Consider the following 21,607-nt stretch of genomic DNA (forward strand, 5'->3'; position numbering starts at 1 on the left):
ATTGAGGTGCTTTATATAAAAAAAGCGTTTAACAGAATAATATCTGTTAAACGCTTTTTTTGTTAACCCATCAAGCCCGGATATAAGGGATACTTTTCGGTTAAAAAGGCGACTTTTTCAAGCGCCAGTTCCATGTCTTTTTTAATCAGTGCCGCTTCGATTGCATCCGCTACCACTTCCATGTCTGCTTCAACCAGACCCCGGGTAGTAATGGCTGGCGTCCCAACACGGATTCCGCTGGTGACAAAAGGACTTTCCTTATCATAAGGAATGGCGTTTTTATTGGCGGTGATATTGACTTTCCCAAGGGTGTCATCGGCTTCTTTTCCGGTTAAGCCAACCTTGCTCACATCTAGTAGCATCAGGTGATTATCGGTTCCGCCGGAAACAATCCGAAATCCCCGATTTTCAAGGGCCGCTGCCAATACTTTGGCATTCTTGACCACTTGTTCCTGGTAGGCCTTAAATTCTGGTGTTGCTGCTTCTTTAAAGGCTATCGCCTTAGCTGCGATCATATGCTCCAGGGGACCGCCCTGCGTTCCCGGAAACACGCCCTTATCGATGAGTTTGGCATATTCTTTTTTACATAAAATAATGCCCCCTCTTGGACCTCGCAAGGTTTTGTGAGTGGTGGTGGTGACAAAGTCCGCATAAGGCACGGGACTTTGATGCTGTCCGGCGGCAACCAGACCGGCAATATGAGCCATATCCACCATCAGAAAACAACCGGCGGCTTTGGTCATCTTTGAAATGCGTTCAAAGTCAATAGCTCGGGGATAAGAACTGGCTCCCACGACCACCAGTTTGGGCTGATGTTCTTTAATCAGTTTTTCTATTTCATCATAATCGATGGTTTCTGTTACCTGATCTACACCATAAGAGATAAAATTATAATATTTACCTGATAGATTCGCCGGACTGCCATGGGTTAAATGACCGCCCTGATCCAAACGCATCCCTAAAACGGTATCGCCGGGTTCTAAAATCCCCATATATACAGCAGTATTGGCCTGAGCACCAGAATGGGGCTGGACATTAGCATGTTCGGCACCAAAAAGTGCTTTGGCCCGATCGATGGCAACCTGCTCAATGGTATCCACATGAACACAGCCGCCATAAAAGCGGTGTCCTGGGGTACCTTCAGCGTATTTATTGGTTAAATGGCTTCCCATAGCGATCATTACTGCGTCTGACACGAAGTTTTCAGAGGCGATGAGCTCTAAATGACTTTGTTGTCGATGCAATTCCTTTTCCATGAGTTCATAAATCTCAGGATCTGCAACTTTTACTTCTTCAAAAAACATAAATTCCTCCATAAAACTCTAGTAGTCATTTCGCCGATTTGAAAGCCTTTCGAGGGAAGCTGCAATACTTTTTAAATAGATCGATATTTCTTCAATTTTCACTTTGAAATAAAAAACAAACATAATGCCTGACATCAAAAAAAAGATCAGTAATACCGGGATGATACTCCAGGCCACTCCGGCCATACTATTTATAAATTCATTCATATTGTCCTCCATTAGGCGACTGTCTTCATCTGAAAGACACTTGTGCGGCAATAACATTTACTATTGTAACACTAAATTCTGATAATGCAAGTCGCATTCCATCATTTTTTTATGATTATTCTATCTCCGGAAAAATTTAAGGTATCTTTCGCTCAATGGTTTCCGTTACCGCAATTTTCATGTTTTTTTGTGTTGTTTTAGCGATGATCTTGATACTCCGGTCTAATCAATCCACCACTTCAATGACATCTCCGGCTTTGATGGTACCACCTTCTAAGATAATGGTAAAGATTCCCTCTCGTGGCATCACGCAATCCCCAACCTGCTGGGCAATTTCGCATCCGGCATGACATTCTTTGCCGATCTGGGTAACTTCCTGAAGCGTTTCTCCGATTTTTAACTTCGTTCCCACCGGGAGTTCATAAACACAAATTCCTTCGGTGGTGATGTTTTCGGCAAAATTTCCGGCACATAGTCCCGCCGCACCCATGGCGATCATCTTATCAATGCTCTCCTGGCCGAGAAGGCTGACCTGCCGATGCCAATTACCGGCATGGGCATCGCCGTCCAGACCAAAATCCTTAATAAAAATTCCAATTGGAATCGGTTTTTTCATGACACCTTTTTTCTCACTGATATTAATTGCAATTACTTTTCCACTCATGTTGTTTCTCCTGTTTTTTATTGATGATTGGGATTAATAAACTCGCCGGATTTGCCCCCGGTTTTCTTAGCCAGATAGATCGATTCAATGGTCATCTCTTTGTCAACCGCCTTGCACATGTCATAGATGGTCAGGGCGGCCACTGAAACCGCCATTAACGCCTCCATTTCCACTCCGGTCTGGCCGCTGTTTTTAACCGTTGCTTCAATTAGAATCCGGGAATTAACCTCATCGATTTTAAAATCAATGTCACTGCCGGAAATAAAAATATTATGACACATCGGGATCAGGTCGGCCGTCCGCTTAACACCCATAATTCCGGCAATTTGGGCCACACCCAACACATCCCCTTTTTTCATCTGCCCATCAATTATCTTTTGCAGAGTCTCTTTTTTCATCGTGATAGCCCCTTTGGCAACAGCCACCCGGGTGGTGCTTTTTTTCTCGCTGACGTCCACCATTTTGCTGCGACCAGCGTCATTAAAATGGGTGAACTCTAAAATTTCTTTGTCCATGTCATCCTCCAATTTCGTTCATATTTCTGCGCAACTGTTTTTCATGTTCGTTGATATGGTGCCTTTCCGGTTTTTCATTAATCGCCTGGAGTAAAATTTCCTGATAGCTTTTTCCTTCTTCTCGTAATGCGATAACATCAATCTCATTGTCTGAATGAAGACAGGGCTTGATCTTACCGTCGGTAGTTACCCGAATCCGATTGCATTCACTGCAAAAATGTTTACTAATAGGGTTAATGAGTCCCACTCTGCCTTTGGCACCGGGTAGCTGATAATATTCCGCCGGTCCGGTTTTATCCGGTTCCAGAAGTGGCATTAATGCAGGCATTTTTTTTAACACCTCATCGTTGGAGAGATATTTGTTTTCTGCAAAATCACTGGATTCACCCAAGGGCATTAGTTCAATAAACCGCACATCAACCGCTTCATTTTTGGTGTAATTCACAAAGGTCTCAATTTCATTATCATTGAAATCCTTAATCAGCACTGTGTTGATTTTTATTGGATCCATCCCTACTGCCTTGGCCGCGGCAATCCCCGCAAAAACATCTTCTAAATGACCCCACCGGGTAATTTCATGAAACTTAACTGGATCAAAGGTATCCAGACTGATATTCACCCGGTTTAAGCCGGCTTTCTTTAAATCTTTGGCGTATTTAGGCAAGAGAATCCCATTGGTGGTCATGGTCAGATCATCAATTCCGGGAATTTCACCGATTCGGCTAACTAGATCAACAATCCCATGACGCACAAGTGGTTCCCCGCCGGTTAACCGAATCTTGTTGACCCCCAGTGAAACCCCGGCTTTGATGAGATTCAGAATTTCTTCAAAGGACAGATTTTTCTGATGGGGATGTTTCACAATCCCTTCTTCAGGCATACAGTAAACACATCTTAAATTACATAAATCGGTGATCGAGATACGCATGTAATTTATTTTTCTTCCATAATAATCCTTCATCTGCTTCCCGCTTTCTCCCTTGTGATGTCTAGGGTTTAACAATTTCTCCCGGCTGTATTATTTCATATCCCCCCAGCTGCATAAGGGCTTCTTTAAATTCCTGGGATTTAAGCACATTGATGAATATCTGCACCCGGGGATCCCCCAGATTCTCTTTTAAAATTACAAAATCGTAGTCTTCATCGCCGATCGGGATAAAATCCAGTTCCATCATATTGGCGGCCGATAAAACCCCGATACCGACGTCGCAGGAACCGGATTTCACGGCCGAAGCGACCATCATATGGGTGTTCATTTCCCGTGTATAACCCAACACCTGACTATTATCAATCTTATTTTCTTTTAATAAATAATCCAACAGCACCCGGGTTCCTGAACCCCGTTGGCGGTTAACAAAGCTTAAATCGGTCCGGATCAGATCCCCAATTCCCTGAATATTCTTTGGATTGCCTTTGGGGATAATCATTCCCTGGGTTCGTTTGACACCTTTAATCAGCTCTACCGCTTCGTCAGCCAGATAGCGTTTTATATAGGAGCAATTATAAACCCCGGTTTCCTCATCGAGCAGATGGATCGGTGCAATATGGCACTCCCTTTTTTTGATCGCCATAATCCCGCCCAGACTACCCACATGAGCTGAAGACAGGTTCACCAGTTGCTTATTCTTATGGATAATATTGGCGACGATATCCATTAACACATCGTGACTGCCAATGGAAACCAGGGTATTTTCTATTTCTTCCCGGCGACGCATGAGAATCAGCTCGACCTCTTCCCCGGCTTCATAGCCTTCTACATTTTTGGGAATTTTTAAAATCCCGTCAGCATTCACCAGCGACATCGTGACACCGGCGCCGCGATCCAGTGGTGTTGCTATGAATCGCTGGTTCACCCGGCCACATTTCATCCGCACAAACTCCAGGTATTTTAGCGATGACATCAGCCGTTTGGACAGTATCGCTTTAATGGTAACACCTTCTGTTGTGGTCTGATGGTTAAAGGCCAGAATCACCGGCTTGACAAAGCTTTCAAAGACAAAGTAGGCGGAAACCGGATAGCCGGGAATGCCAATTACCGGTTTTCCCTGAACGATTCCCAAAACGACTGGTTTTCCCGGTTTAATGGCCACCCCATGAACCACCACTTCACCCAGTTCTTCGATCAGCTTGCGGGTATAGTCTTCGGTTCCGGCCGAAGAACCGGCCGAGATCAGCACCATATCGTTTTCATCCACGGCCTTAACGATCGCGTTTTTAATTAGCTCATAGTCATCTCGAACGGTTTGATAGCGCTTGGCTTCACCGCCGTATTCTTCCGCCAACCCGACAAACATATGGGTATTGGAGTCGATTATTTTTCCCACTGCCATGGCCGCTCCGGCTTCCACCAGTTCGGTACCAGTGGGAATAATCCCCACCCGCGGTTTGACCAAGACCTCAATTTCAGTAATACCGCCAGCTAAAAGGGCACCTAAATCGATCGGACGAACCCGATGAAAGGCCGGGATAATCAGTTCTCCGGCAACGATATCTTCACCAATCGGACGGACATGCTGCCACAGCGAAACCGGACTGTTGATGCTGACTTCATTATCACTTTTAATGATGACATCTTCAATCATCACCACCGCATTATAGGGATCAGCAATCACATCCCCGGTATCGACAAAATTAAAATCGGTCCCTTTTATCAGGGTCCGGGGATGACGTTCATCCACGCCAATCATCTCCATCGCTTCCACACAGATGCCATCCATTGCTGAGGCATTATAATAAGGAGACGAAATTTTCGCAAAAACAGGCTCTTTCGTCACCCATCCCAGGGCTTCGATCACTGGCAACAAGCGGCCTTTTTGCGGCCCTTTTTCAAAAGATAAAAAGGCCAGATATTTGGCCACCGCCACATCCAGATCTTCATTTTTTAAATATAAATTCCGTTCATCTTTTTTTCCGGTATTTTCGGTATTCATTCTCTCCTCCAGTTCTGATGCAAGTAACGCATAAGCTTTCTAAAATAGGGTCACTTCAACCCGGTCTCCGGCATTTTTCCCTTCTTCGTTTTCGGTTATTTCAATGTATCCGTCCGAATAGGATAACAGCGTAATCATCCCGGATTTGCCGTGAGTTGGCCGAATTTCAATGTCCTTTTCGGTTTTTTTAATGGCCACCGTCTGGAAGGTCCGTCGTCCTGGTGATGCATGGATGTTTTCCATCAAAACCCCCTGGATGGTTTGGTTGTTAAAAGAATCCTGATCATAGTAGCGTTTCATAAATTCCTGAAGTACAATCATCAGTACCATAATAGCGGCTGCCGGCTGTCCGGGTAAGCCGATTACCGGTTTTTGCAAAACACTTCCCAAGATTGTCGGTTTTCCCGGTTTAACGGCCAGACCATGAAGAAGCACCTCGCCCAGTCCATCGATGACCTGAACGGTATAATCTTTTTCGCCCATCGAACTGCCACCAGAAAGAATGACCATATCACCGTTTTTTATTCCGAGCTCCACGGCTTTGCGAATCTCCTCCTGGTCATCTCTGGCATAAGCGGTCGAAATGACATCAGCACCCAAGCGTTTTGCCACTGCTGCCAAGGCTGGTGTGTTGATATCGATCACTTCCCCTGGCTTCGGCGTTTCTCCGGGCCGAATAATTTCATCCCCGGTCGAAATAATACTGAGTCGGGGACGCTTGTAAACCTCAACTTGTAAATAGCCCAAGGCCGATAAAACACCGATATCCTGGGGTCTTAAGAGATGTCCTCGGGAAAAAACCAGTTCCCCATTTCTGATGTCATCACCAATGCGCATCATATTCTCATTGGCACCCGCATTGGTGTAAATGGCCAAATCTTTTTCACCCAGTTTTTCGGTATATTCAATCATGATCATGGCTTCAGTGCCGGCGGGCACCATGCCACCGGTAGGAACGTAAAGGGTTTCACCCTGATTAAGACTTTCAGTCGTTTCTTTGCCCATCTGGACTTCCCCGACAATTCTTAAAAACCCCGGTATAGCACTTCCCGCACCCTGAACATCGGTTAGCTTGACCGCATAACCATCCACCACTGATCGATCAAAGTGTGGGACATCCATGGTTGATACGATATCCGCTGACAATACCCGGCCTAATCCAGCGCTTAAATCAATGGTTTCTTTCTCTAAAGTTAATGCTCTAAATGTCTCTTTGATGATGTTTTTCATTTCATCAATAGTTTTTACCTTCAGCAACTCCATTTTTTCTCCTTACCGATCAATTTTTTTGTCTTCTTTCTATTCTAACGATTATTGTAAAAAAAAACAATATCATTCAGGACTTTAATTATTCGTTAAAAATTGTTATACTGATGTTAAATGTTAGATTGGGATACGAGGAGGTGGCACAATGTCACGTTATGAACGGAATTTTCCAGCTTTTTCCGAAGAAGACTTTGAACGCATCCAGCATGCAACGGTTTGTGTGGTGGGCTGCGGTGGTTTGGGTGGCTATATTATTGAGATGCTGGCCCGGGTCGGGATCGGTTCCCTTATTTTGATTGATGGTGATGTTTTTGAGGACTCCAACCAGAACCGCCAGATTTTTGCCACTGAAAAAAATCTGGGTACGCCCAAAGCCAAAGCCGCGGCAGCCCGGGTCAAGTTAATTAATAAAGAAGTGACGACGACCTGTTATCATGATTTTCTCAATGAGGACAACGGTTTGGCTCTGATCGGCGAGGCCGATCTGGTGGTGGATGCTTTGGATAATGTTCCCGCCCGGCTTACCCTGCAGACTTTATGCAAAGAAAAAAATATTCCCCTGATCCACGGCGCCATTGGTGGCTGGTTCGCCCAGGTAACCACGGTGTTTCCGGAAGATGATACCCTGTCCCGGCTCTATGCCGGTGAAAAAGAATATGACTCCAAAGCCTTGGGAAACCCTTCCTTTACTCCAGCCCTGGCTGCTTCGCTGGAAGTTTCCGAAGCCTTAAAAGTGCTCACCGGGAAGGAAGAAATACTGCGGAACAAGCTTTTGTATATTGATTTACTCGCCAACGACTTTTTTACATTTAATATTTAGGAGGACCTTATGTATAAAACTGGAATAATGACCTTAAGCGATCTGGGCTCAAAGGGCCAACGGGAAGACAAAAGCGGCCCGATGATTCATGCTATGCTTGCAGAGACCAACCTTTACGAGGTGGTCAAAACCATCATCCTGCCGGATGATCTGGAATCGATCAAAACAGCCCTGATGGTCTGGGCTGATGAGGATCATCTGGATCTGATTCTGACCACTGGTGGCACCGGATTTTCTGGGCGGGACTGGACCCCGGAAGCCACCATTGCCGTCTGCGACCGCTTAACTCCCGGAATCCCGGAAGCAATGCGCTACCACAGCATGCAGATCACCCCGAAAGCAATGCTCAGCCGCAGTGCTGCCGGCATCCGCAAGCAAACCCTGATCATTAACCTCCCCGGTAGCCCCAAAGCAGTTAAAGAAAACCTCGAAGCCGTTCTACCGGCGCTGGACCACGGTCTGCAGATGCTCTTGAGCAGCGGTTCCGCCAATTGCGCCGAACCCATCAAGTGACCTCGAAACCACGATTCCGCTTCGCTCCATCTTTGGTTCGTGAGCAGTCGCCAACTACAAGCAAGCTTGTGATTGGCTCGTTGCCTTCACGCAAAAAAGCGTATCTCACCAAAAGGAGAGATACGCTTTGTGTTCAGATTAACAGATAAGCCAGTACCGACAATTGTTACATCATGTTGTATGCATCGGAGCGGACACGGCATAGCCTGTCCGATTCTGCGCATTGGCAACGAGCCAATCACAAGTGAGCTTGTAGTTGGCGACTGCCTGCGACCAATGCGAAAAGAGCAAAGCGAATTTCGCATGGTGCAGCGAACAACAGATTAACAATTGGTCGGTACGGTAGTATTCCTCGCACCTGATTTTACTGCATCTTTTTACTAAAGTTCCATCCCATTAAGGATATCACGCAATTGGACCAGCTCATCGACAGTCAATGTGATCCCCTTACGCATTTTTTCGTGATCAGCATTCCAATCCCGAATATCATACTTGGGGTCCCGTTCATTCCAGCTCACCAGATTCAATTCTTTCTGCCATCCACTGGGTAATTCGCTGAGAACACCAATTTCTTCTACAACCTTAAATATTATCGCCATTTTAACCTCACCTTATAATAATTCATCGAGTTTACCACTAAACTCAATCTCTTTCAGTTCCGAAAAGCCACCAACAAATGTCTCCCCAATAAAGACAAAAGGCACCGTATAATGACTAGTCTGACTCTGCAATTGACGACGGGTCTGCGCATCATTGTAAATATCAATTTCCACATACTTCAACCCCTTATCATCCAGGAGTTGTTTTGCGGCTCTGCAATAGGGACAGTGGGCCCAAGTATATAATTTAATTTCTTTCATTTTTCAGGTCACCTTCCTTTTTAAAAGTTCTTGACACAAACGTATTCTTTCATTTTAACCCTTATTTCCCAAGTGTCAACAAATAATTCTTAAATAATTGTAGAATTATTCGATCAATTATCGTATTATTAATCTATTAAACGTTAAAAGGAGATTACCATGCAAAATGTAACGATAGTGGATCATCCACTTGTCATGCACAAATTAACTCACCTTCGCAAGATGGAAACCCCTTCCCGGGAGTTTCGAGAATTGGTGAAGGAACTATCCAGTCTGATGGCCTGGGAGGTGACCAAACATTTTCCGCTTAAAGAAATTGAAATTGAAACCCCCATTTGCAAAACCACCCAAAAAGTTCTGGCCGAAAAAGATGTCGTCATTGTCCCTATTCTACGGGCAGGTTTGGGAATGGTTGAAGGCTTCACAAATATTATTCCCAAAGCTAAAATCGGTCACATCGGACTGTACCGTGACCCTGAAACCCTCCAGGCGGTGGAATACTACAAAAAACTACCTTCTGATATTGCTGAAAGAGAAGCCATTATAGTCGATCCGATGCTGGCCACCGGGGTTTCTGTGATTCATACCATACGCCTTTTAAAAGAAGCCCACTGCCCCAATATCAAGGTCGTTCATATTCTGGCCTGCCCGGAAGGTGTCAAAGCCGTCACCAATGCTTATCCTGAAATCCCCATTTTTTGTGCCGCCATTGATGATCACTTAAACGACCATGCTTACATTGTACCCGGTTTAGGTGATGCCGGTGACCGACTTTTTGGTACAAAATAAAAAATCATTTCCAGGTTATTACACCGAGGCCAATCGCGTCTTCTCTTAAGTTACCTGGAATCCAAACAGCGGAGGTTACCATGCAACAGTCACGCTACAACTTATTTACCGCCATCGCTCTTATTGTTGGCGTCGTTATCGGGTCTGGTATTTTTTTTAAAAGCGATAATATTCTCATTGCCACTGGTGGCAGTGTTGTTTTAGGTATTCTGGTCTTTGTTGTCGCCGCCATCAGCATTGTTTTTGGTTGTTTAACCATCGCTGAACTGGCTGCTCGAACAGATCATCCCGGTGGGGTCCTTACTTATGCCAAAGAATTTATCAGCCCCAGCATGGGTTCAGCCTATGGCTGGTTTCAGACCTTTATCTATTTACCCACCATCACGGCTATTCTGGCTTGGGTTTCCGGTATTTACTTTTGTATTCTCTTTAATGTGAATCAAACCCTGGAAATTCAAATATTAGCGGGCGTCGGGTGTTTTTTTGTGCTCTTTGCCACCAATATTTTTTCAGCTAAAATTGGCGGTTATTTTCAAAGTGCTGCGATGGTCATTAAACTGATCCCCCTGGTAATCATCGGTTTTGCCGGTCTGTTATTCGGTGGCACCGGAGAGCACTTTACCAGTACTGCGGTTTCGGAAATCGCTTCCACCGGCTGGATTGGAGCCATTGCACCGATTGCCTTTTCCTTTGACGGTTGGATTATTTCCACCTCAGTAGCCTATGAAATTAAAAACAGCAAGCGCAATCTACCCCTGGCACTAGTTATCAGTCCGTTGATTATTCTGGCTCTCTACATTGTTTACTTTGTGGGAATCTCTAATCTGGTGGGTCCAGCCGAAATTATGAATGTCGGAGATGCCCATCTTGATTTTGCAGCGACTATGATTTTTGGACCCAGCGGCGCAAAAATACTGATGTTATTTGTTTTTATCTCTGTCCTGGGAACCCTCAATGGCCTGGTGATGGCGATGATCCGGATGCCCTATGCTTTGGGACTCGATCAAATGATCCCCAAATCCAGAGCGATGACCACGATCTCACCACGATTTGATTTCCCGGTGAATTCAGCTGTTTTTGCCTTGATCATCGTGATTTTTTGGTTAACTGTTCACTATTTTTCTCAAAAATATACCCTGTTCCCGAATTCTGACATTTCAGAAATCGCCATTGTGACCAGTTATCTGCTCTACCTCGGCCTTTATTACAAGGTTTTTATTTTATGGAAAAAGAAGGAAATAAAAAGCGTCTTCAGAGGACTGATTTGTCCAATCCTGGCTTCTATCGGTTCCTTGATTATTTTCTCTGGCGGAATCCAAAATCCCCTGTTTGGGCTTTATTTTGCTATTTGCGCCATTGTTTTTGGGGCCGGTTATAGCTACTACCGTTATTACGTTATAAAAAAATAATTATTTTTTTATTTTAGGGTTAAACCGCATTGTTTGGGTATATAAGTTATATAGCTTTTCTCCTCAAAGCATATTATTAGAAGCGGAGCACCCTCACCGGGGTGTTCCGCTTCTCTTTTTGCTTGAATGCCTGTATTTTATTAGCTCGTACTTAAAGTATTATACTAATCAAACATAAATGATGTTTACTTCTTTATTGATGCTACGCAGCATCTCAATAAGTTTCTGGGTCACCCGCCATTTGGTGGTGAGTTCTTCAGGAAAATCGGGGTTTTGATGGGCGGGATTGATGGAGTTCCCAATAATCAGATCGATGGTGGTACATTCGTTCATCAGAATATTAGCCAGCATCGATGCACCATTTTTTTCCTGAAAGATTTCGCGACCACAGCGATTATTCATATAATCATCACAGATCCGCAGGGTTTCTTTCAGCGTCAGTACTCCCTCAGTTACCAGGTCAATCCCTTTGATAGTGGCAATCGGTGGTACCCGATCCGACATGGTGGAAAAATCGACTTTTACTTCTTCACCAAACTCCCGCGCCACAATATTGGCGGCCGTCCCGCCGCAGACGATTTTTTTGCCCCGGCCCCGTTCCAGTAGCCGTTTAATCTCGGCGTCCTTTTCCTGATCCAACGGTGGACCTGAAAAAATGGTGACATATTTTCGTTCTTCCACCTTGATCACAGCCACTGTGGTATCGTCTCCCGGCTCCTCACCATACAGATTATAACAGGTATCCACCAGTGCCATGGAAATGTCCTTGGCTTTTTTGTTTTCATAGGATCGCGCCAGGATATAATCCGACGCTTCTTCCCATTGCCATCCAAAATTTAGTAAATTGCCAATCCCCGCATGGATCACGCCGTCACTGAAAAAGGCCATGATATCACCTTTTTCAATTTCCTTGGTGGTTTCATAAACAGACTTTCCCTGAAACTCAATTTCCTTCCGTTCCAGTTCGATGATTTCTCCATCGCGGATAAACACCAATGGGGGGTTATCAAATTCCAGAATATAAGCCATTCGATTTCTAAAAACCTGAACAATGGTAAAGGTCGAGTAGGCCATCCGACGAACACTGCATTTTGGCAGGGTGGCTTCCAGGGTTTCCAACACATCCATAATCCCCATTTTTTCTTCCAGCATGGTCGCCGCAATGGTAGACGTCAGCGTTGCCAGAATGTTGGCTTTAACGCCGCTACCCATGCCATCAGCCAGCACCACAATGACGCTTTCATCATTAATTCGCACTTCCACATTATCGCCGCAAAGCTCTTCATGGACCTTGTTGACACTATCGCTGGCAATATCCATAAATAAAGGCATTAACGTTCAACCTCCCGACTGGTTACAACTTTTTGAAGTTTGGTCAGCGTCACCTTGGTTTCCGCCGTGGTTTCGCCCAACAACCCGGCGATCTCGTGAGCAACCCGCATTTGCTTGTCAATCACCCGCTGAGCCATTTTAAGCGTTTCTTCCTGGATATTTAACATCTCCTGCTCCTGTTTTTCCTGCCTGGTGATATCAATAAAAATTCCCATATACAATTCCTGTTCTGGAATATAGGTCAGAATTTCCATAAAAATCCGGTTTTCTTTTTCGTAATGCCCTTTTCCGGTATAGGTATTGCCGCGGTTATTGTCCAGTTTTCGGAAGGGATTATAATCAAGCGCATCCACAAAATTGTAACGCATCACAGCTTCTTTTTTCATATTAAAGAGGCGTTCTGCGGCGGCATTAAACTCAATGATCCGGAATTTTTTATCCAGCACGGCAATGGCGTTGGGGGTGGTCGTAATGATCAAGTTTGAAATCGCTTCGGTTTTACTGGTAATCAGCGGCAGACACATATCCATTTCCGCCATATTCCAGTAAACCGCTCGGGCTTTATCCCGGCATGTTTCATAACCACAGGTGCCACAGTTGAGTTCATCCCGTTCTGTGAATTTAGACATCTGGTTTAAAATCCTTTCAAGTTCTTCCTCGGGAACTTCGCCCAGATGATGAACCGGCCGTTTGTGGAAGGACCGTCTACTATTGATTTCGGGAATCTCATTCGATGGTTCTTTGTTGCTGTTTAAATCGATATAGGTCTGGAGCATTTCCACCTTTTCATATTTAGACAAAGGGCTGTGAAGATTTCCGGGACCATTGACACACCCTTCTTCGCAGGCATTCATTTCAATCCAATACTTCTTCTCCAGCTGATGAATTTCATCCATGAACGCCATGCAATCCTTGACGCCGTCGATGCGAAGAATTTTCCGGCTGCCGTCGAGATTTTCGACACTGTTTTTAGCCAGTCCTCCAGTAATTGGATAGAGCCGTCCGGTATTGGTACCGATGGCGTTGAATTCCTCTATCGGCATCTTATTGGGGTCAATATGCTCCTCTTTAATCCAGGCATCGATTTCATCAAAGGTTAAGACCCCATCAATAATGCCACGGACATCCGTATCATGAACCTCCATTTTTTTTGCCAGGCAGGAACCAGCGTAAACGATCTTAGCCTCCGGGTATTTTTCTCTAAGAATCTTGCCATGGGCGATCATTGGCGAAACCTGATGGCTCAAGGCGGACAAATACTGAGGATAATAAATTTCAATGAGATTTTTTATTGCCGCACAGGAGGAAGAAATCACCAGCTTTTTATCACTGCAATATTCATCGGCGTAAGCTTTGGTGACTACCTCAGCACCGATGGAAGTTTCCTCAATGATTGTAAATCCCAGTTCCCTTAGAATTCCCAAATACTGTCTGGGATGGTTAAGGTAATAAGCAGTCGGAAATACTGCTGATAAACTGAGTACCACCTGCTCGGTTTTTAGCCATTTTTTGATGGTATCAACATCACTATGGATCTCTTTGGCGTTATGAGGACATGTTGCAATACAGATCCCGCAGCCAATGCACATCGACTGAATAATCTGGGCGTGTTTATCCTTCAGTTTTATGGCTTTGACTGGACACTTCCGGATACACTTATAACAATTACGACATTTATCTTTTGAAAAATTAATGATACTCAATTATTTTTCCCCCATAATTTTCTCGAAAATTTCTTTCGCATTTTCAGTTGAAACGGCATAGATGATGTCATCACATTCCACGGCAACCCCCTCCGTACATTTCCCCATACAAAATGACCCTACCAGTTCAACCTCATCCCCTAATTCTCGCTCTTCAATAATTTGATTCAAGGCTTTAACAACCTTATAGGATCCGTTTACATGGCATGCACTGCCAACACATATTCTTATTGTCTTCATCACATTATCCTTCATAAAAAATATTCTACATTAGTCTGGTTGGTTCATGGTATCATCAGATTTTTTGTCTGTCAACGGCTGGGCAAAAATGTCATACTAAAAGATCTAAAAAAAAAGCAGTTCAAAATCAGGATAAAAAAACGTTCATTTTTGATGCAAACCCTCCTCAATTTTTTAACGATTATTGATACTTTTTACCCTTACTTTTAATTTATACTGGGTTTTACTCAAATATCAGCAGATTCATGGGTAAATCCGACTTCGACCTTGACGAAGCCAATAATCTTTGCTAAAATCGGTGTAATTGAATAACGTTTTCTTAATGAAAACAATACAATCCGAATTGATGCACCTACGGTTTGCTATGGTTTATCAATCGATAGAGTACGGTTAGAAATGATTGTGCTTTCCAGTGTGTAAAGGATGGTGGAATTCATGGAATTATCTGACTGTTTTTTTGAGCAGTCATTTTATTTTTTTGGATTGACCTCCCGTTATGTCATTAAAGAGACTTCTCTTTGATACTATTTTTTAGGAGGAAGAAAATGAAAAAGAAATTGTCAGTATTGGTTATTGTATTATTTGTCTGTACCCTTGCCCTGAGTGGCCTGGGCTGCACCCCGGCTAAAAAGGAATTAGAGCCTGGTTCTAACGGGGAGATCATTCTTGCCACCACCACCAGTACCCAGGATAGCGGTTTACTGGAAGTGATCCTACCGGATTTTGAAGCCCAAACTGGGATCGCCGTCAAGGTTGTTGCCGTGGGCACCGGGAAAGCCATGGAAATGGGAAAAGCTGGTGAAGCCGATGTCCTTCTGGTTCATGCCCGTTCCCAGGAAGATCAGTTCATCGCCGATGGATACGGAGCCGAACGCTTTGATGTCATGTATAACGACTTTGTTGTGCTGGGACCAAAAGAAGACCCGGCCAAGGTAAAAGCAAACGCTGCTGCTGATGCTGCCAAGGCTTTTACTGCCATAGCTGCTGTGCCATCAACCTTTGTCTCCCGGGATGACAAATCCGGTACACATACCAAAGAGCTGGCCATCTGGAAGGCTGCCAATATCACCCCTGCAGGCGACTGGTATTTAAAAACCGGCACCGGCATGGGCGAAACACTAACTGTTACCAACGAAAAATTGGGCTATACTCTGGCTGACCGGGCAACCTACGCCAACATGAAAGATACCATCACCAACCTGGAAATTGTTTGCGAAGGCGATACAATTTTAAACAATCCTTACGGGGTTATTGCTGTATCACCATCAATCAATGACCAGATCAATGCCGACGGCGCGCAAGCCTTTGTTGATTGGATTATATCACCCGAAACCCAAAAACTGATCGGTTCATACGAAGTGAATGGGAATCCGCTGTTTATCCCCAACGCTGCACAAAAATAAAAAGTTAACTGAGGTCCTGGGAGAAGATCTTCTTCCAGGATCGCATTGTGGAGAAATCAATGGACTACATACTCAATGGTTTTGTTGAAGCCTTTCGGCTCATTTTTTCTTTTGATCCTGAAATCATTCAAATTGTTTTGTTATCGCTTTTTGTCTCTTTTTCTTCGACCCTTTATGGCACCCTGATCGGCGTTCCTCTTGGCATTCTTCTGGGCATCAAAAAATTCAGAGGCAAGACAGTGGTGTCCCGGTTTCTTTATACCTTCATGTCATTTCCGCCGGTTATCATTGGTTTGTTTACCGCCCTCTTTTTAGCTCGTTCTGGTCCTTTGGGTCAGTTTCAGCTGATGTATACTGCCACCGCAATGATCATTGCCCAGACTATTCTGGTTACCCCCGTTATTATGGGCATCATCTTTAACCATGCCAGCACCAGTGGCTATGAGGTAGTCCAAACGGGGAAAACGCTGGGTGCTCAGGGGTGGGATATTCTGATCCTGCTGATTCTGGAACTAAAAGGCGTCATTATGATCGCCCTGGTCAGTGGGTTTGGCCGGGCCATTTCTGAAGTCGGCGCAGTAATGATTGTGGGTGGAAATATCCGGGGGTTCACCCGCGTGATGACGACCTTTATCGCCATGAATAACAATATGGGTCAATACAGTGTCTCCATCGCTATGGGACTTATCCTGATGACCATCTCTTTTCTTACCAACTCGATTTTATACCATTTTATCATAGGGGATCAAAATGAATATTAAGACGCGTAATATTACAAAAACATATAAAGATAAAACGGTGCTCAATCTGAATGGTCAATCTCAAGATCTTTTTTTTGAGTCTGGAGAAATTCACGGCATTATCGGACCTAACGGATCTGGGAAAACCACGCTAATGAAAATAATGGCCGGTCTCGTTACCCCAACTACTGGGAATGTACTTTATAATGGCGTGCCCTTAGATCCGAATATTTTTTGTGAAATGACCTATTCCAATCATACCCCCACCCTTTTTTCACGCTCAGTTTATGAAAATATTGCCTATCCGTTAAAAATCCGCAAACGTGAAAAAGACGAAATTGATCAAACCGTATCACAGTTATTGAATGAGTTCGAAATTGAAGCGATTAAGAATCAGAGTGCCCGACATCTTTCCGGTGGGGAATCCCAGAAAACAGCACTAGCTCGCGCCTTATCTTTTTCACCCCAAGTTCTATTTTTAGATGAGCCCACGGCGAATATCGATCCCAAAAGCATCCAGATTATAGAAACTGCTTTAAAAACGAGAACTAAAGAGCAGGGACTTTCAATTATTATTATCACCCATAATCTCAGTCAGGCTTTCCGGATCTGTACCCACCTGACGTTTCTGGATCAAGGATCTTGTCTTTTTTCTGGCACACCGGAAAAAATCATGGCCTCTAACCATCCTACAATCGATGAGTTTATCTCACTTGATCGATTTTAAAACGCTATTATCTGAACTAAAATCACAGAAATTCAAATATTTTTGTGAGAACTATTTTTTATCAGACTTACCAGGAAATTTTGATTGCATAAACGGGGTTTTTATAGTTATAATAATTACTTAGTCCAGACTTTATATGGGGTCATTATATTGGGAGGAAAACCATGAGATATGTGCCAACATTTTGCCTGCGCGAAGGAATGATGTTAGGAAACAATCTTTGGGGTGAGCGGGGTGAGTTGATTCTTGCTAAAGATACTGTTCTCACCGAAGATTACATCGAACGAATAAAAAAATTAAATTATAATGGCATATATGTTGAAGATGATCTGACCAAAGATATCCAAATCATTAATATTATCAACGATCGTGTCCGAGCCGAAACCGTTAAATGTATTAAGGATGTTTTCATTACTACCGAAAACAAAGGTGCCTTAAAAAAGAATACCTTTAATGACATGCAAAAACATATTGAAAGCATCGTTGACGAAATTCTTCAGAATAGCAGTATGGTGATTAACATGGTGGATCTGAAGGTTTTTGATGACTATACCTATTTCCATTCGGTGAATGTGGCTGTCCTTTCCATTTTATTGGGTTCAGCCCTGGGTCTGCGCCGGGAACAGCTGTGTGATCTGGGTATCGGTGCCATTCTCCACGATATTGGCAAAGTTTTTGTTAAAAAAGATATTCTTTGTAAAGAAGGGGAACTTTCAGAGGACGAGTCCTGTGAAATGCAAAACCACTCGACCCTCGGTTATGATTACATTAAAAAAGTTTCGACCATCAGTATGTCTGCCCGGATTGGCATTTTAGACCACCACGAAAAATTTGGCGGTGGTGGTTATCCCAACAACCTAAGTGAAGAGCAAATCTCCCTCTTTGGACGAATCATCGCCATTGCCGATGTTTATGACGCCATGACTTCCGACCGACCTTACCGCAAAGCCATTATCCCCTCAGAGGTGATTGAATATATCATGGGTTCATCCCATACCTTATTCGATCCGGATCTGGTCAACATCTTTATCCGAAAGATCGCTCCCTATCCCATTGGCACCTGTGTGGAACTGAGCAATCGGTTAACCGGTATCATCATTGAAAATTATGAAAGCTTCTCGATGCGCCCCAGGGTCCGCATTTTCAAAAGAGATGGTGAAGACATTGATCCTTTTGAGCTTAATCTGAGTGATCGGGCTTTCCTCAATATTACCATTACTAGCATCTTATAAATGACGCATTCGTTTTAAATTAACAAAAGCGTTTAAGATTTTGCTTTGAGTGTTGTTCCAGTTAATGGGACAGCACCTTTTTTAATTAAAAAAGTCGCTTTAAAACCCATTTATATTGCTATTTAACCCATTACATGTTAGAATAAATTTAATTGTCATAATGCATCAGCAAGCAACGAACCGCTTAATCAACCCTGGGGAAAGCCTGGGGATTTTTTTGCTTAAATTTATCGTTTCAATACAGAGCTATCAATGGAGGATTTATGAATTGAAAAAAAATACCGAAAAAATTATCCAGGTTAAAGACCTGGTCAAACATTATGGGGACAAAACGATCATTGATGAAATTAATTTTCACATTCGGGCCAATGAATTCCTGACCATTCTCGGCCCCAGCGGCTGCGGAAAAACCACCTTGCTACGAATGATCGGTGGGTTTGAAACCCCGGACGCCGGAGATATTCTTTTCGAAGGCAAATCGCTGGTCAATATTCCGGCCAATAAACGGCCCATTAACACCGTTTTTCAAAAGTATGCCCTGTTTCCCCATTTAAACGTCTATGATAACGTGGCCTTTGGGTTAAAAATTCAAAAAAAAGCCAAGGCTGAAATAGACACCCTGGTTCAGGAAATGTTGCGGATGGTCAATCTTAAAGGGCAGGAACAACGGGATGTCAATTCCTTAAGCGGCGGCGAGCAGCAGCGGGTCGCCATTGCCAGAGCCCTGGTTAATCACCCTCAGGTCCTGCTGCTTGACGAACCCCTGGGTGCTCTGGATCTCAAGCTTCGCAAAAACATGCAACTGGAACTAAAAAAACTCCAGAAAAAAACCGGCATCACCTTTATTTATGTCACCCACGACCAGGAAGAAGCGATGACAATGTCTGATACCATTATCATTATGAACCATGGCCGGATCCAACAGATCGGCTCACCGGTGGATATTTATAACGAACCCCGAAACGCCTTTGCCGCCGATTTTATTGGTGAAAGCAATATTCTGGAATCGATGATGTTAAAAGACTGTCTGGTCAAACTTCAGGATGTCGAAATTCCCTGCGTAGACAAAGGTTTTGAGAAAAACGAGTCGGTACTCACTGTGATCCGCCCTGAAGATATCGAAATTCTCCCACCCGGTACCGGTTTTCTGGACGGTGTCATCGAATCCGTGACCTTTCTGGGGATGCACTATGAAATCGTTATGAACTGCAAGGGCATTAGCTGGCTGATTCATACTACCCGTGAATTTTTTGCTGGCGACCAGATTGGTATCCAGGTTGATCCCAATAATATTCATATCATGAAGAAGGAACACGACCATGAAATCATTTAAGGAAACCATTGCCTATCCTTACGGTCTGTGGATGCTTATTTTTATCGCCGTTCCGCTTCTGGTGGTAATCTGGTTCAGCTTTTTATCCAACCCGGATTTTAAGGCTGGCATCTATACCTTTACGTTGGAGAATTATAAAGAGTTTATGGACCCGGTCTACCTGGAACTTTTATACCGTTCATTTTTATATGCGGTCATCGCCACCCTGATCTGTTTTTTTATCGCCTATCCTTTAGGGAACCTGATTGTATCGCTACCCGGCAATCGCCAGAATCTGATGATTGTACTGATGATCATCCCGATGTGGGTCAATTTCCTGCTGCGAACCTATGCCTGGATGGTGCTGCTCAGCGGCAGCGGATTAATCTCTCAATTTCTGGGTCTGTTAGGCTTTAGGGATGTTTCTCTGCTATATACCCAATCTGCTGTGATTCTGGGGATGGTCTATAACTTTTTCCCCTATATGCTGTTACCGATTTACACCGCCTTGAAAAAAATTGATCCGGATCTACTGCGGGCCGCCACCGATCTGGGGGCCAACCATTTCCAGATGTTTGTAAAAATCAAATTGCCACTCAGTCTTCCCGGCATCGTTTCCGGATCAATGATGGTCTTTATGCCCGCGGTAAGTACCTTTGTTATTTCCAATTTGTTGGGCGGTGGCAAATACATGCTCATCGGAAATCTCATTGAGCAGCAGTTTTTAACCCTGAACAACTGGAACTTCGGCTCAGCGCTTTCAATGGTATTGATGACCATTATCTTTCTCGTCTTAGGTGTTGCCCGTCTGATCACCGGAAAAGAACTTGATACCGGAGGTCAAATTCTATGAAAAAGATCCTTAAAAAACTGGCCTTTGCCTTAATTTTGTTGTTTTTATACGCACCTATTTTAGTGTTGATTGTTTATTCATTTAATGATTCTAAGATTATGGGGCCCTGGGCAGGTTTTACGCTCAAATGGTATGTCATGCTTTTTCAGGATCGCTATATCCTTCAAGCTTTGTACTATACCCTCATTATTGCCGTGATCGCCACCACTGTTTCCACTCTTGTGGGCACCATTTCGGCGGTGGGTATTTACCAGATGCGATCCAAACTAAAAAGACCCTATCTGTTGTTAAATAATATCCCCGTTCTGGTACCGGATATCGTGATGGGGATTACCCTGATGTCGCTATTTATTTTTGCGGGAATGAAAATGGGACTAACCACTATTATTATTGCCCACATCACCTTTTGTATCCCCTATGTAATTCTGGCGGTACTACCCCGGTTTAACCGGTTGCCGGAGAACATTTTTGAAGCTGCGCTGGATCTGGGTGCAACCCCTCGCCAGGCCTTCTGGAAGGTGCTGTTCCCGGAGATTCTTCCCGGCGTTACTTCTGGTGCCCTGATTGCCTTTACCCTATCAATTGACGATTTCGTAATCAGTTTTTTTACCGCCGGCAATGGGGTCAGCAATCTATCAATCACCATCTATTCGATGGCCAAGGCCGGTATCAACCCCAAAATCAATGCCTTGTCAACAATTATGTTTGGGTGTATCATGATCTTACTAATACTGATCAATATCCGTAGTGAAAAAGGGATTAAAAATATCCAATAAGAAGGAGAATGG

At 43.9% G+C, this 21,607-nt stretch carries 24 protein-coding genes and 1 riboswitch; of the genes, 12 read left to right on the forward strand and 12 right to left on the reverse strand.

Annotated elements, in window-relative coordinates:
* Positions 1 to 62: 62 nt before the first annotated feature.
* The 7 genes from glyA to glp all read right to left on the reverse strand — a co-directional run bounded on the left by glyA (position 63) and on the right by glp (position 6,883).
* Positions 63 to 1,304, reverse strand: coding sequence for a serine hydroxymethyltransferase (glyA, locus tag ACIZ62_RS12335; protein ID WP_111889490.1), 1,242 nt, complete (start codon positions 1,302 to 1,304; stop codon positions 63 to 65).
* Positions 1,305 to 1,322: 18 nt separating this feature from the next.
* Complete coding sequence (locus ACIZ62_RS12340; RefSeq protein WP_111889489.1) at positions 1,323 to 1,511, reverse strand: hypothetical protein; 189 nt, start codon at positions 1,509 to 1,511, stop codon at positions 1,323 to 1,325.
* 226 nt (positions 1,512 to 1,737) lie between these two features.
* On the reverse strand, positions 1,738 to 2,175 hold the full coding sequence (locus ACIZ62_RS12345) for an MOSC domain-containing protein (RefSeq protein WP_111889488.1): 438 nt from the start codon (positions 2,173 to 2,175) through the stop codon (positions 1,738 to 1,740).
* A gap of 17 nt (positions 2,176 to 2,192) precedes the next feature.
* Entirely contained in the window at positions 2,193 to 2,690 is a 498-nt protein-coding gene (gene moaC / locus ACIZ62_RS12350) for a cyclic pyranopterin monophosphate synthase MoaC (RefSeq protein ID WP_111889487.1), read from the reverse strand.
* A gap of 1 nt (position 2,691) precedes the next feature.
* A complete protein-coding gene (gene moaA, locus ACIZ62_RS12355; protein WP_111889486.1) occupies positions 2,692 to 3,651 on the reverse strand; it encodes a GTP 3',8-cyclase MoaA in 960 nt (319 codons plus the stop codon).
* Positions 3,652 to 3,679: 28 nt separating this feature from the next.
* Positions 3,680 to 5,620, reverse strand: a complete 1,941-nt coding sequence (locus tag ACIZ62_RS12360) for a molybdopterin biosynthesis protein (protein ID WP_111889485.1) — start codon at positions 5,618 to 5,620, stop codon at positions 3,680 to 3,682.
* Between the two features lie 39 nt (positions 5,621 to 5,659).
* Positions 5,660 to 6,883, reverse strand: coding sequence for a gephyrin-like molybdotransferase Glp (gene glp, locus ACIZ62_RS12365; protein WP_111889484.1), 1,224 nt, complete (start codon positions 6,881 to 6,883; stop codon positions 5,660 to 5,662).
* A gap of 148 nt (positions 6,884 to 7,031) precedes the next feature.
* Here glp and ACIZ62_RS12370 point away from each other — a divergent pair, with 148 nt between their 5' ends.
* The 3 genes from ACIZ62_RS12370 to ACIZ62_RS12380 all read left to right on the forward strand — a co-directional run bounded on the left by ACIZ62_RS12370 (position 7,032) and on the right by ACIZ62_RS12380 (position 8,546).
* Positions 7,032 to 7,706: a HesA/MoeB/ThiF family protein gene (locus ACIZ62_RS12370; RefSeq protein WP_111889483.1), complete on the forward strand. Its 675-nt coding sequence runs from the start codon at positions 7,032 to 7,034 to the stop codon at positions 7,704 to 7,706.
* 9 nt (positions 7,707 to 7,715) lie between these two features.
* Positions 7,716 to 8,219: a molybdenum cofactor biosynthesis protein B gene (locus ACIZ62_RS12375; RefSeq protein WP_111889482.1), complete on the forward strand. Its 504-nt coding sequence runs from the start codon at positions 7,716 to 7,718 to the stop codon at positions 8,217 to 8,219.
* Between the two features lie 129 nt (positions 8,220 to 8,348).
* A complete protein-coding gene (locus ACIZ62_RS12380; protein ID WP_414150249.1) occupies positions 8,349 to 8,546 on the forward strand; it encodes a hypothetical protein in 198 nt (65 codons plus the stop codon).
* A gap of 53 nt (positions 8,547 to 8,599) precedes the next feature.
* On the opposite strand, the gene ACIZ62_RS12385 is transcribed toward ACIZ62_RS12380, so the two are convergent.
* The gene (locus tag ACIZ62_RS12385) at positions 8,600 to 8,818 is read right to left on the reverse strand and encodes a YdbC family protein (protein WP_111889481.1); all 219 of its coding nucleotides are present in this window, start codon (positions 8,816 to 8,818) and stop codon (positions 8,600 to 8,602) included.
* 12 nt (positions 8,819 to 8,830) lie between these two features.
* Positions 8,831 to 9,079, reverse strand: coding sequence for a glutaredoxin family protein (locus ACIZ62_RS12390; protein WP_111889480.1), 249 nt, complete (start codon positions 9,077 to 9,079; stop codon positions 8,831 to 8,833).
* A gap of 159 nt (positions 9,080 to 9,238) precedes the next feature.
* Between ACIZ62_RS12390 and upp the strand changes: the two genes are divergently transcribed.
* On the forward strand, positions 9,239 to 9,868 hold the full coding sequence (gene upp / locus ACIZ62_RS12395) for a uracil phosphoribosyltransferase (RefSeq protein WP_111889479.1): 630 nt from the start codon (positions 9,239 to 9,241) through the stop codon (positions 9,866 to 9,868).
* Between the two features lie 80 nt (positions 9,869 to 9,948).
* Positions 9,949 to 11,277 (forward strand): APC family permease, encoded by a 1,329-nt coding sequence (locus tag ACIZ62_RS12400; RefSeq protein WP_414150250.1) that lies wholly within the window; start codon positions 9,949 to 9,951, stop codon positions 11,275 to 11,277.
* Between the two features lie 168 nt (positions 11,278 to 11,445).
* Here the strand turns inward: ACIZ62_RS12400 and ACIZ62_RS12405 are convergent, their stop codons facing one another.
* Genes ACIZ62_RS12405 through ACIZ62_RS12415 form a run of 3 tightly spaced genes read right to left on the reverse strand, consistent with a single transcriptional unit; the run spans position 11,446 to position 14,552 of the window.
* Positions 11,446 to 12,609 carry a SpoIIE family protein phosphatase gene (locus ACIZ62_RS12405; RefSeq protein ID WP_111889477.1) on the reverse strand — a complete coding sequence of 388 codons (1,164 nt, stop codon included), beginning with the start codon at positions 12,607 to 12,609 and terminating at the stop codon, positions 11,446 to 11,448.
* The gene (locus tag ACIZ62_RS12410; protein ID WP_111889476.1) at positions 12,609 to 14,312 is read right to left on the reverse strand and encodes a [Fe-Fe] hydrogenase large subunit C-terminal domain-containing protein; all 1,704 of its coding nucleotides are present in this window, start codon (positions 14,310 to 14,312) and stop codon (positions 12,609 to 12,611) included. Before ACIZ62_RS12410 ends, ACIZ62_RS12405 begins: the two co-directional genes overlap by 1 nt.
* Positions 14,313 to 14,552 carry a (2Fe-2S) ferredoxin domain-containing protein gene (locus ACIZ62_RS12415; protein ID WP_242988537.1) on the reverse strand — a complete coding sequence of 80 codons (240 nt, stop codon included), beginning with the start codon at positions 14,550 to 14,552 and terminating at the stop codon, positions 14,313 to 14,315. It abuts the gene before it with no gap.
* Between the two features lie 324 nt (positions 14,553 to 14,876).
* Positions 14,877 to 14,993: riboswitch (molybdenum cofactor riboswitch) on the forward strand.
* A gap of 104 nt (positions 14,994 to 15,097) precedes the next feature.
* Between ACIZ62_RS12415 and ACIZ62_RS12420 the strand changes: the two genes are divergently transcribed.
* The 7 genes from ACIZ62_RS12420 to ACIZ62_RS12450 all read left to right on the forward strand — a co-directional run bounded on the left by ACIZ62_RS12420 (position 15,098) and on the right by ACIZ62_RS12450 (position 21,595).
* Positions 15,098 to 15,955, forward strand: a complete 858-nt coding sequence (locus ACIZ62_RS12420) for a substrate-binding domain-containing protein (RefSeq protein ID WP_111889474.1) — start codon at positions 15,098 to 15,100, stop codon at positions 15,953 to 15,955.
* A gap of 59 nt (positions 15,956 to 16,014) precedes the next feature.
* Complete coding sequence (locus tag ACIZ62_RS12425) at positions 16,015 to 16,716, forward strand: ABC transporter permease (RefSeq protein ID WP_111889473.1); 702 nt, start codon at positions 16,015 to 16,017, stop codon at positions 16,714 to 16,716.
* Entirely contained in the window at positions 16,706 to 17,422 is a 717-nt protein-coding gene (locus ACIZ62_RS12430; protein ID WP_111889472.1) for an ABC transporter ATP-binding protein, read from the forward strand. Before ACIZ62_RS12425 ends, ACIZ62_RS12430 begins: the two co-directional genes overlap by 11 nt.
* Positions 17,423 to 17,586: 164 nt before the next feature.
* Complete coding sequence (locus tag ACIZ62_RS12435; RefSeq protein WP_322519430.1) at positions 17,587 to 18,654, forward strand: HD-GYP domain-containing protein; 1,068 nt, start codon at positions 17,587 to 17,589, stop codon at positions 18,652 to 18,654.
* A 268-nt stretch (positions 18,655 to 18,922) separates the two neighbouring features.
* Positions 18,923 to 19,987 (forward strand): ABC transporter ATP-binding protein, encoded by a 1,065-nt coding sequence (locus ACIZ62_RS12440; RefSeq protein WP_111889469.1) that lies wholly within the window; start codon positions 18,923 to 18,925, stop codon positions 19,985 to 19,987.
* Positions 19,974 to 20,819 carry an ABC transporter permease gene (locus ACIZ62_RS12445; protein WP_111889468.1) on the forward strand — a complete coding sequence of 282 codons (846 nt, stop codon included), beginning with the start codon at positions 19,974 to 19,976 and terminating at the stop codon, positions 20,817 to 20,819. The genes ACIZ62_RS12440 and ACIZ62_RS12445 overlap by 14 nt, the downstream gene beginning before the upstream one ends.
* Positions 20,816 to 21,595, forward strand: coding sequence for an ABC transporter permease (locus ACIZ62_RS12450; RefSeq protein WP_111889467.1), 780 nt, complete (start codon positions 20,816 to 20,818; stop codon positions 21,593 to 21,595). Before ACIZ62_RS12445 ends, ACIZ62_RS12450 begins: the two co-directional genes overlap by 4 nt.
* Positions 21,596 to 21,607 lie beyond the last annotated feature (12 nt).

This window comes from Acetobacterium carbinolicum, from assembly GCF_047456275.1.
Taxonomy (GTDB): Bacteria; Bacillota; Clostridia; order Eubacteriales; family Eubacteriaceae; genus Acetobacterium; species Acetobacterium carbinolicum.

Coding starts and splice junctions, on each gene's coding strand:
- glyA (WP_111889490.1), bottom strand. CDS start 1,304: ATGTTTTTTGAAGAAGTAAAAGTTGCAGATCCTGAGATTTATGAACTC.
- ACIZ62_RS12340 (WP_111889489.1), bottom strand. CDS start 1,511: ATGAATGAATTTATAAATAGTATGGCCGGAGTGGCCTGGAGTATCATC.
- ACIZ62_RS12345 (WP_111889488.1), bottom strand. CDS start 2,175: ATGAGTGGAAAAGTAATTGCAATTAATATCAGTGAGAAAAAAGGTGTC.
- moaC (WP_111889487.1), bottom strand. CDS start 2,690: ATGGACAAAGAAATTTTAGAGTTCACCCATTTTAATGACGCTGGTCGC.
- moaA (WP_111889486.1), bottom strand. CDS start 3,651: ATGAAGGATTATTATGGAAGAAAAATAAATTACATGCGTATCTCGATC.
- ACIZ62_RS12360 (WP_111889485.1), bottom strand. CDS start 5,620: ATGAATACCGAAAATACCGGAAAAAAAGATGAACGGAATTTATATTTA.
- glp (WP_111889484.1), bottom strand. CDS start 6,883: ATGGAGTTGCTGAAGGTAAAAACTATTGATGAAATGAAAAACATCATC.
- ACIZ62_RS12370 (WP_111889483.1), top strand. CDS start 7,032: ATGTCACGTTATGAACGGAATTTTCCAGCTTTTTCCGAAGAAGACTTT.
- ACIZ62_RS12375 (WP_111889482.1), top strand. CDS start 7,716: ATGTATAAAACTGGAATAATGACCTTAAGCGATCTGGGCTCAAAGGGC.
- ACIZ62_RS12385 (WP_111889481.1), bottom strand. CDS start 8,818: ATGGCGATAATATTTAAGGTTGTAGAAGAAATTGGTGTTCTCAGCGAA.
- ACIZ62_RS12390 (WP_111889480.1), bottom strand. CDS start 9,079: ATGAAAGAAATTAAATTATATACTTGGGCCCACTGTCCCTATTGCAGA.
- upp (WP_111889479.1), top strand. CDS start 9,239: ATGCAAAATGTAACGATAGTGGATCATCCACTTGTCATGCACAAATTA.
- ACIZ62_RS12400 (WP_414150250.1), top strand. CDS start 9,949: ATGCAACAGTCACGCTACAACTTATTTACCGCCATCGCTCTTATTGTT.
- ACIZ62_RS12405 (WP_111889477.1), bottom strand. CDS start 12,609: ATGCCTTTATTTATGGATATTGCCAGCGATAGTGTCAACAAGGTCCAT.
- ACIZ62_RS12415 (WP_242988537.1), bottom strand. CDS start 14,552: ATGAAGACAATAAGAATATGTGTTGGCAGTGCATGCCATGTAAACGGA.
- ACIZ62_RS12420 (WP_111889474.1), top strand. CDS start 15,098: ATGAAAAAGAAATTGTCAGTATTGGTTATTGTATTATTTGTCTGTACC.
- ACIZ62_RS12425 (WP_111889473.1), top strand. CDS start 16,015: ATGGACTACATACTCAATGGTTTTGTTGAAGCCTTTCGGCTCATTTTT.
- ACIZ62_RS12430 (WP_111889472.1), top strand. CDS start 16,706: ATGAATATTAAGACGCGTAATATTACAAAAACATATAAAGATAAAACG.
- ACIZ62_RS12435 (WP_322519430.1), top strand. CDS start 17,587: ATGAGATATGTGCCAACATTTTGCCTGCGCGAAGGAATGATGTTAGGA.
- ACIZ62_RS12445 (WP_111889468.1), top strand. CDS start 19,974: ATGAAATCATTTAAGGAAACCATTGCCTATCCTTACGGTCTGTGGATG.
- ACIZ62_RS12450 (WP_111889467.1), top strand. CDS start 20,816: ATGAAAAAGATCCTTAAAAAACTGGCCTTTGCCTTAATTTTGTTGTTT.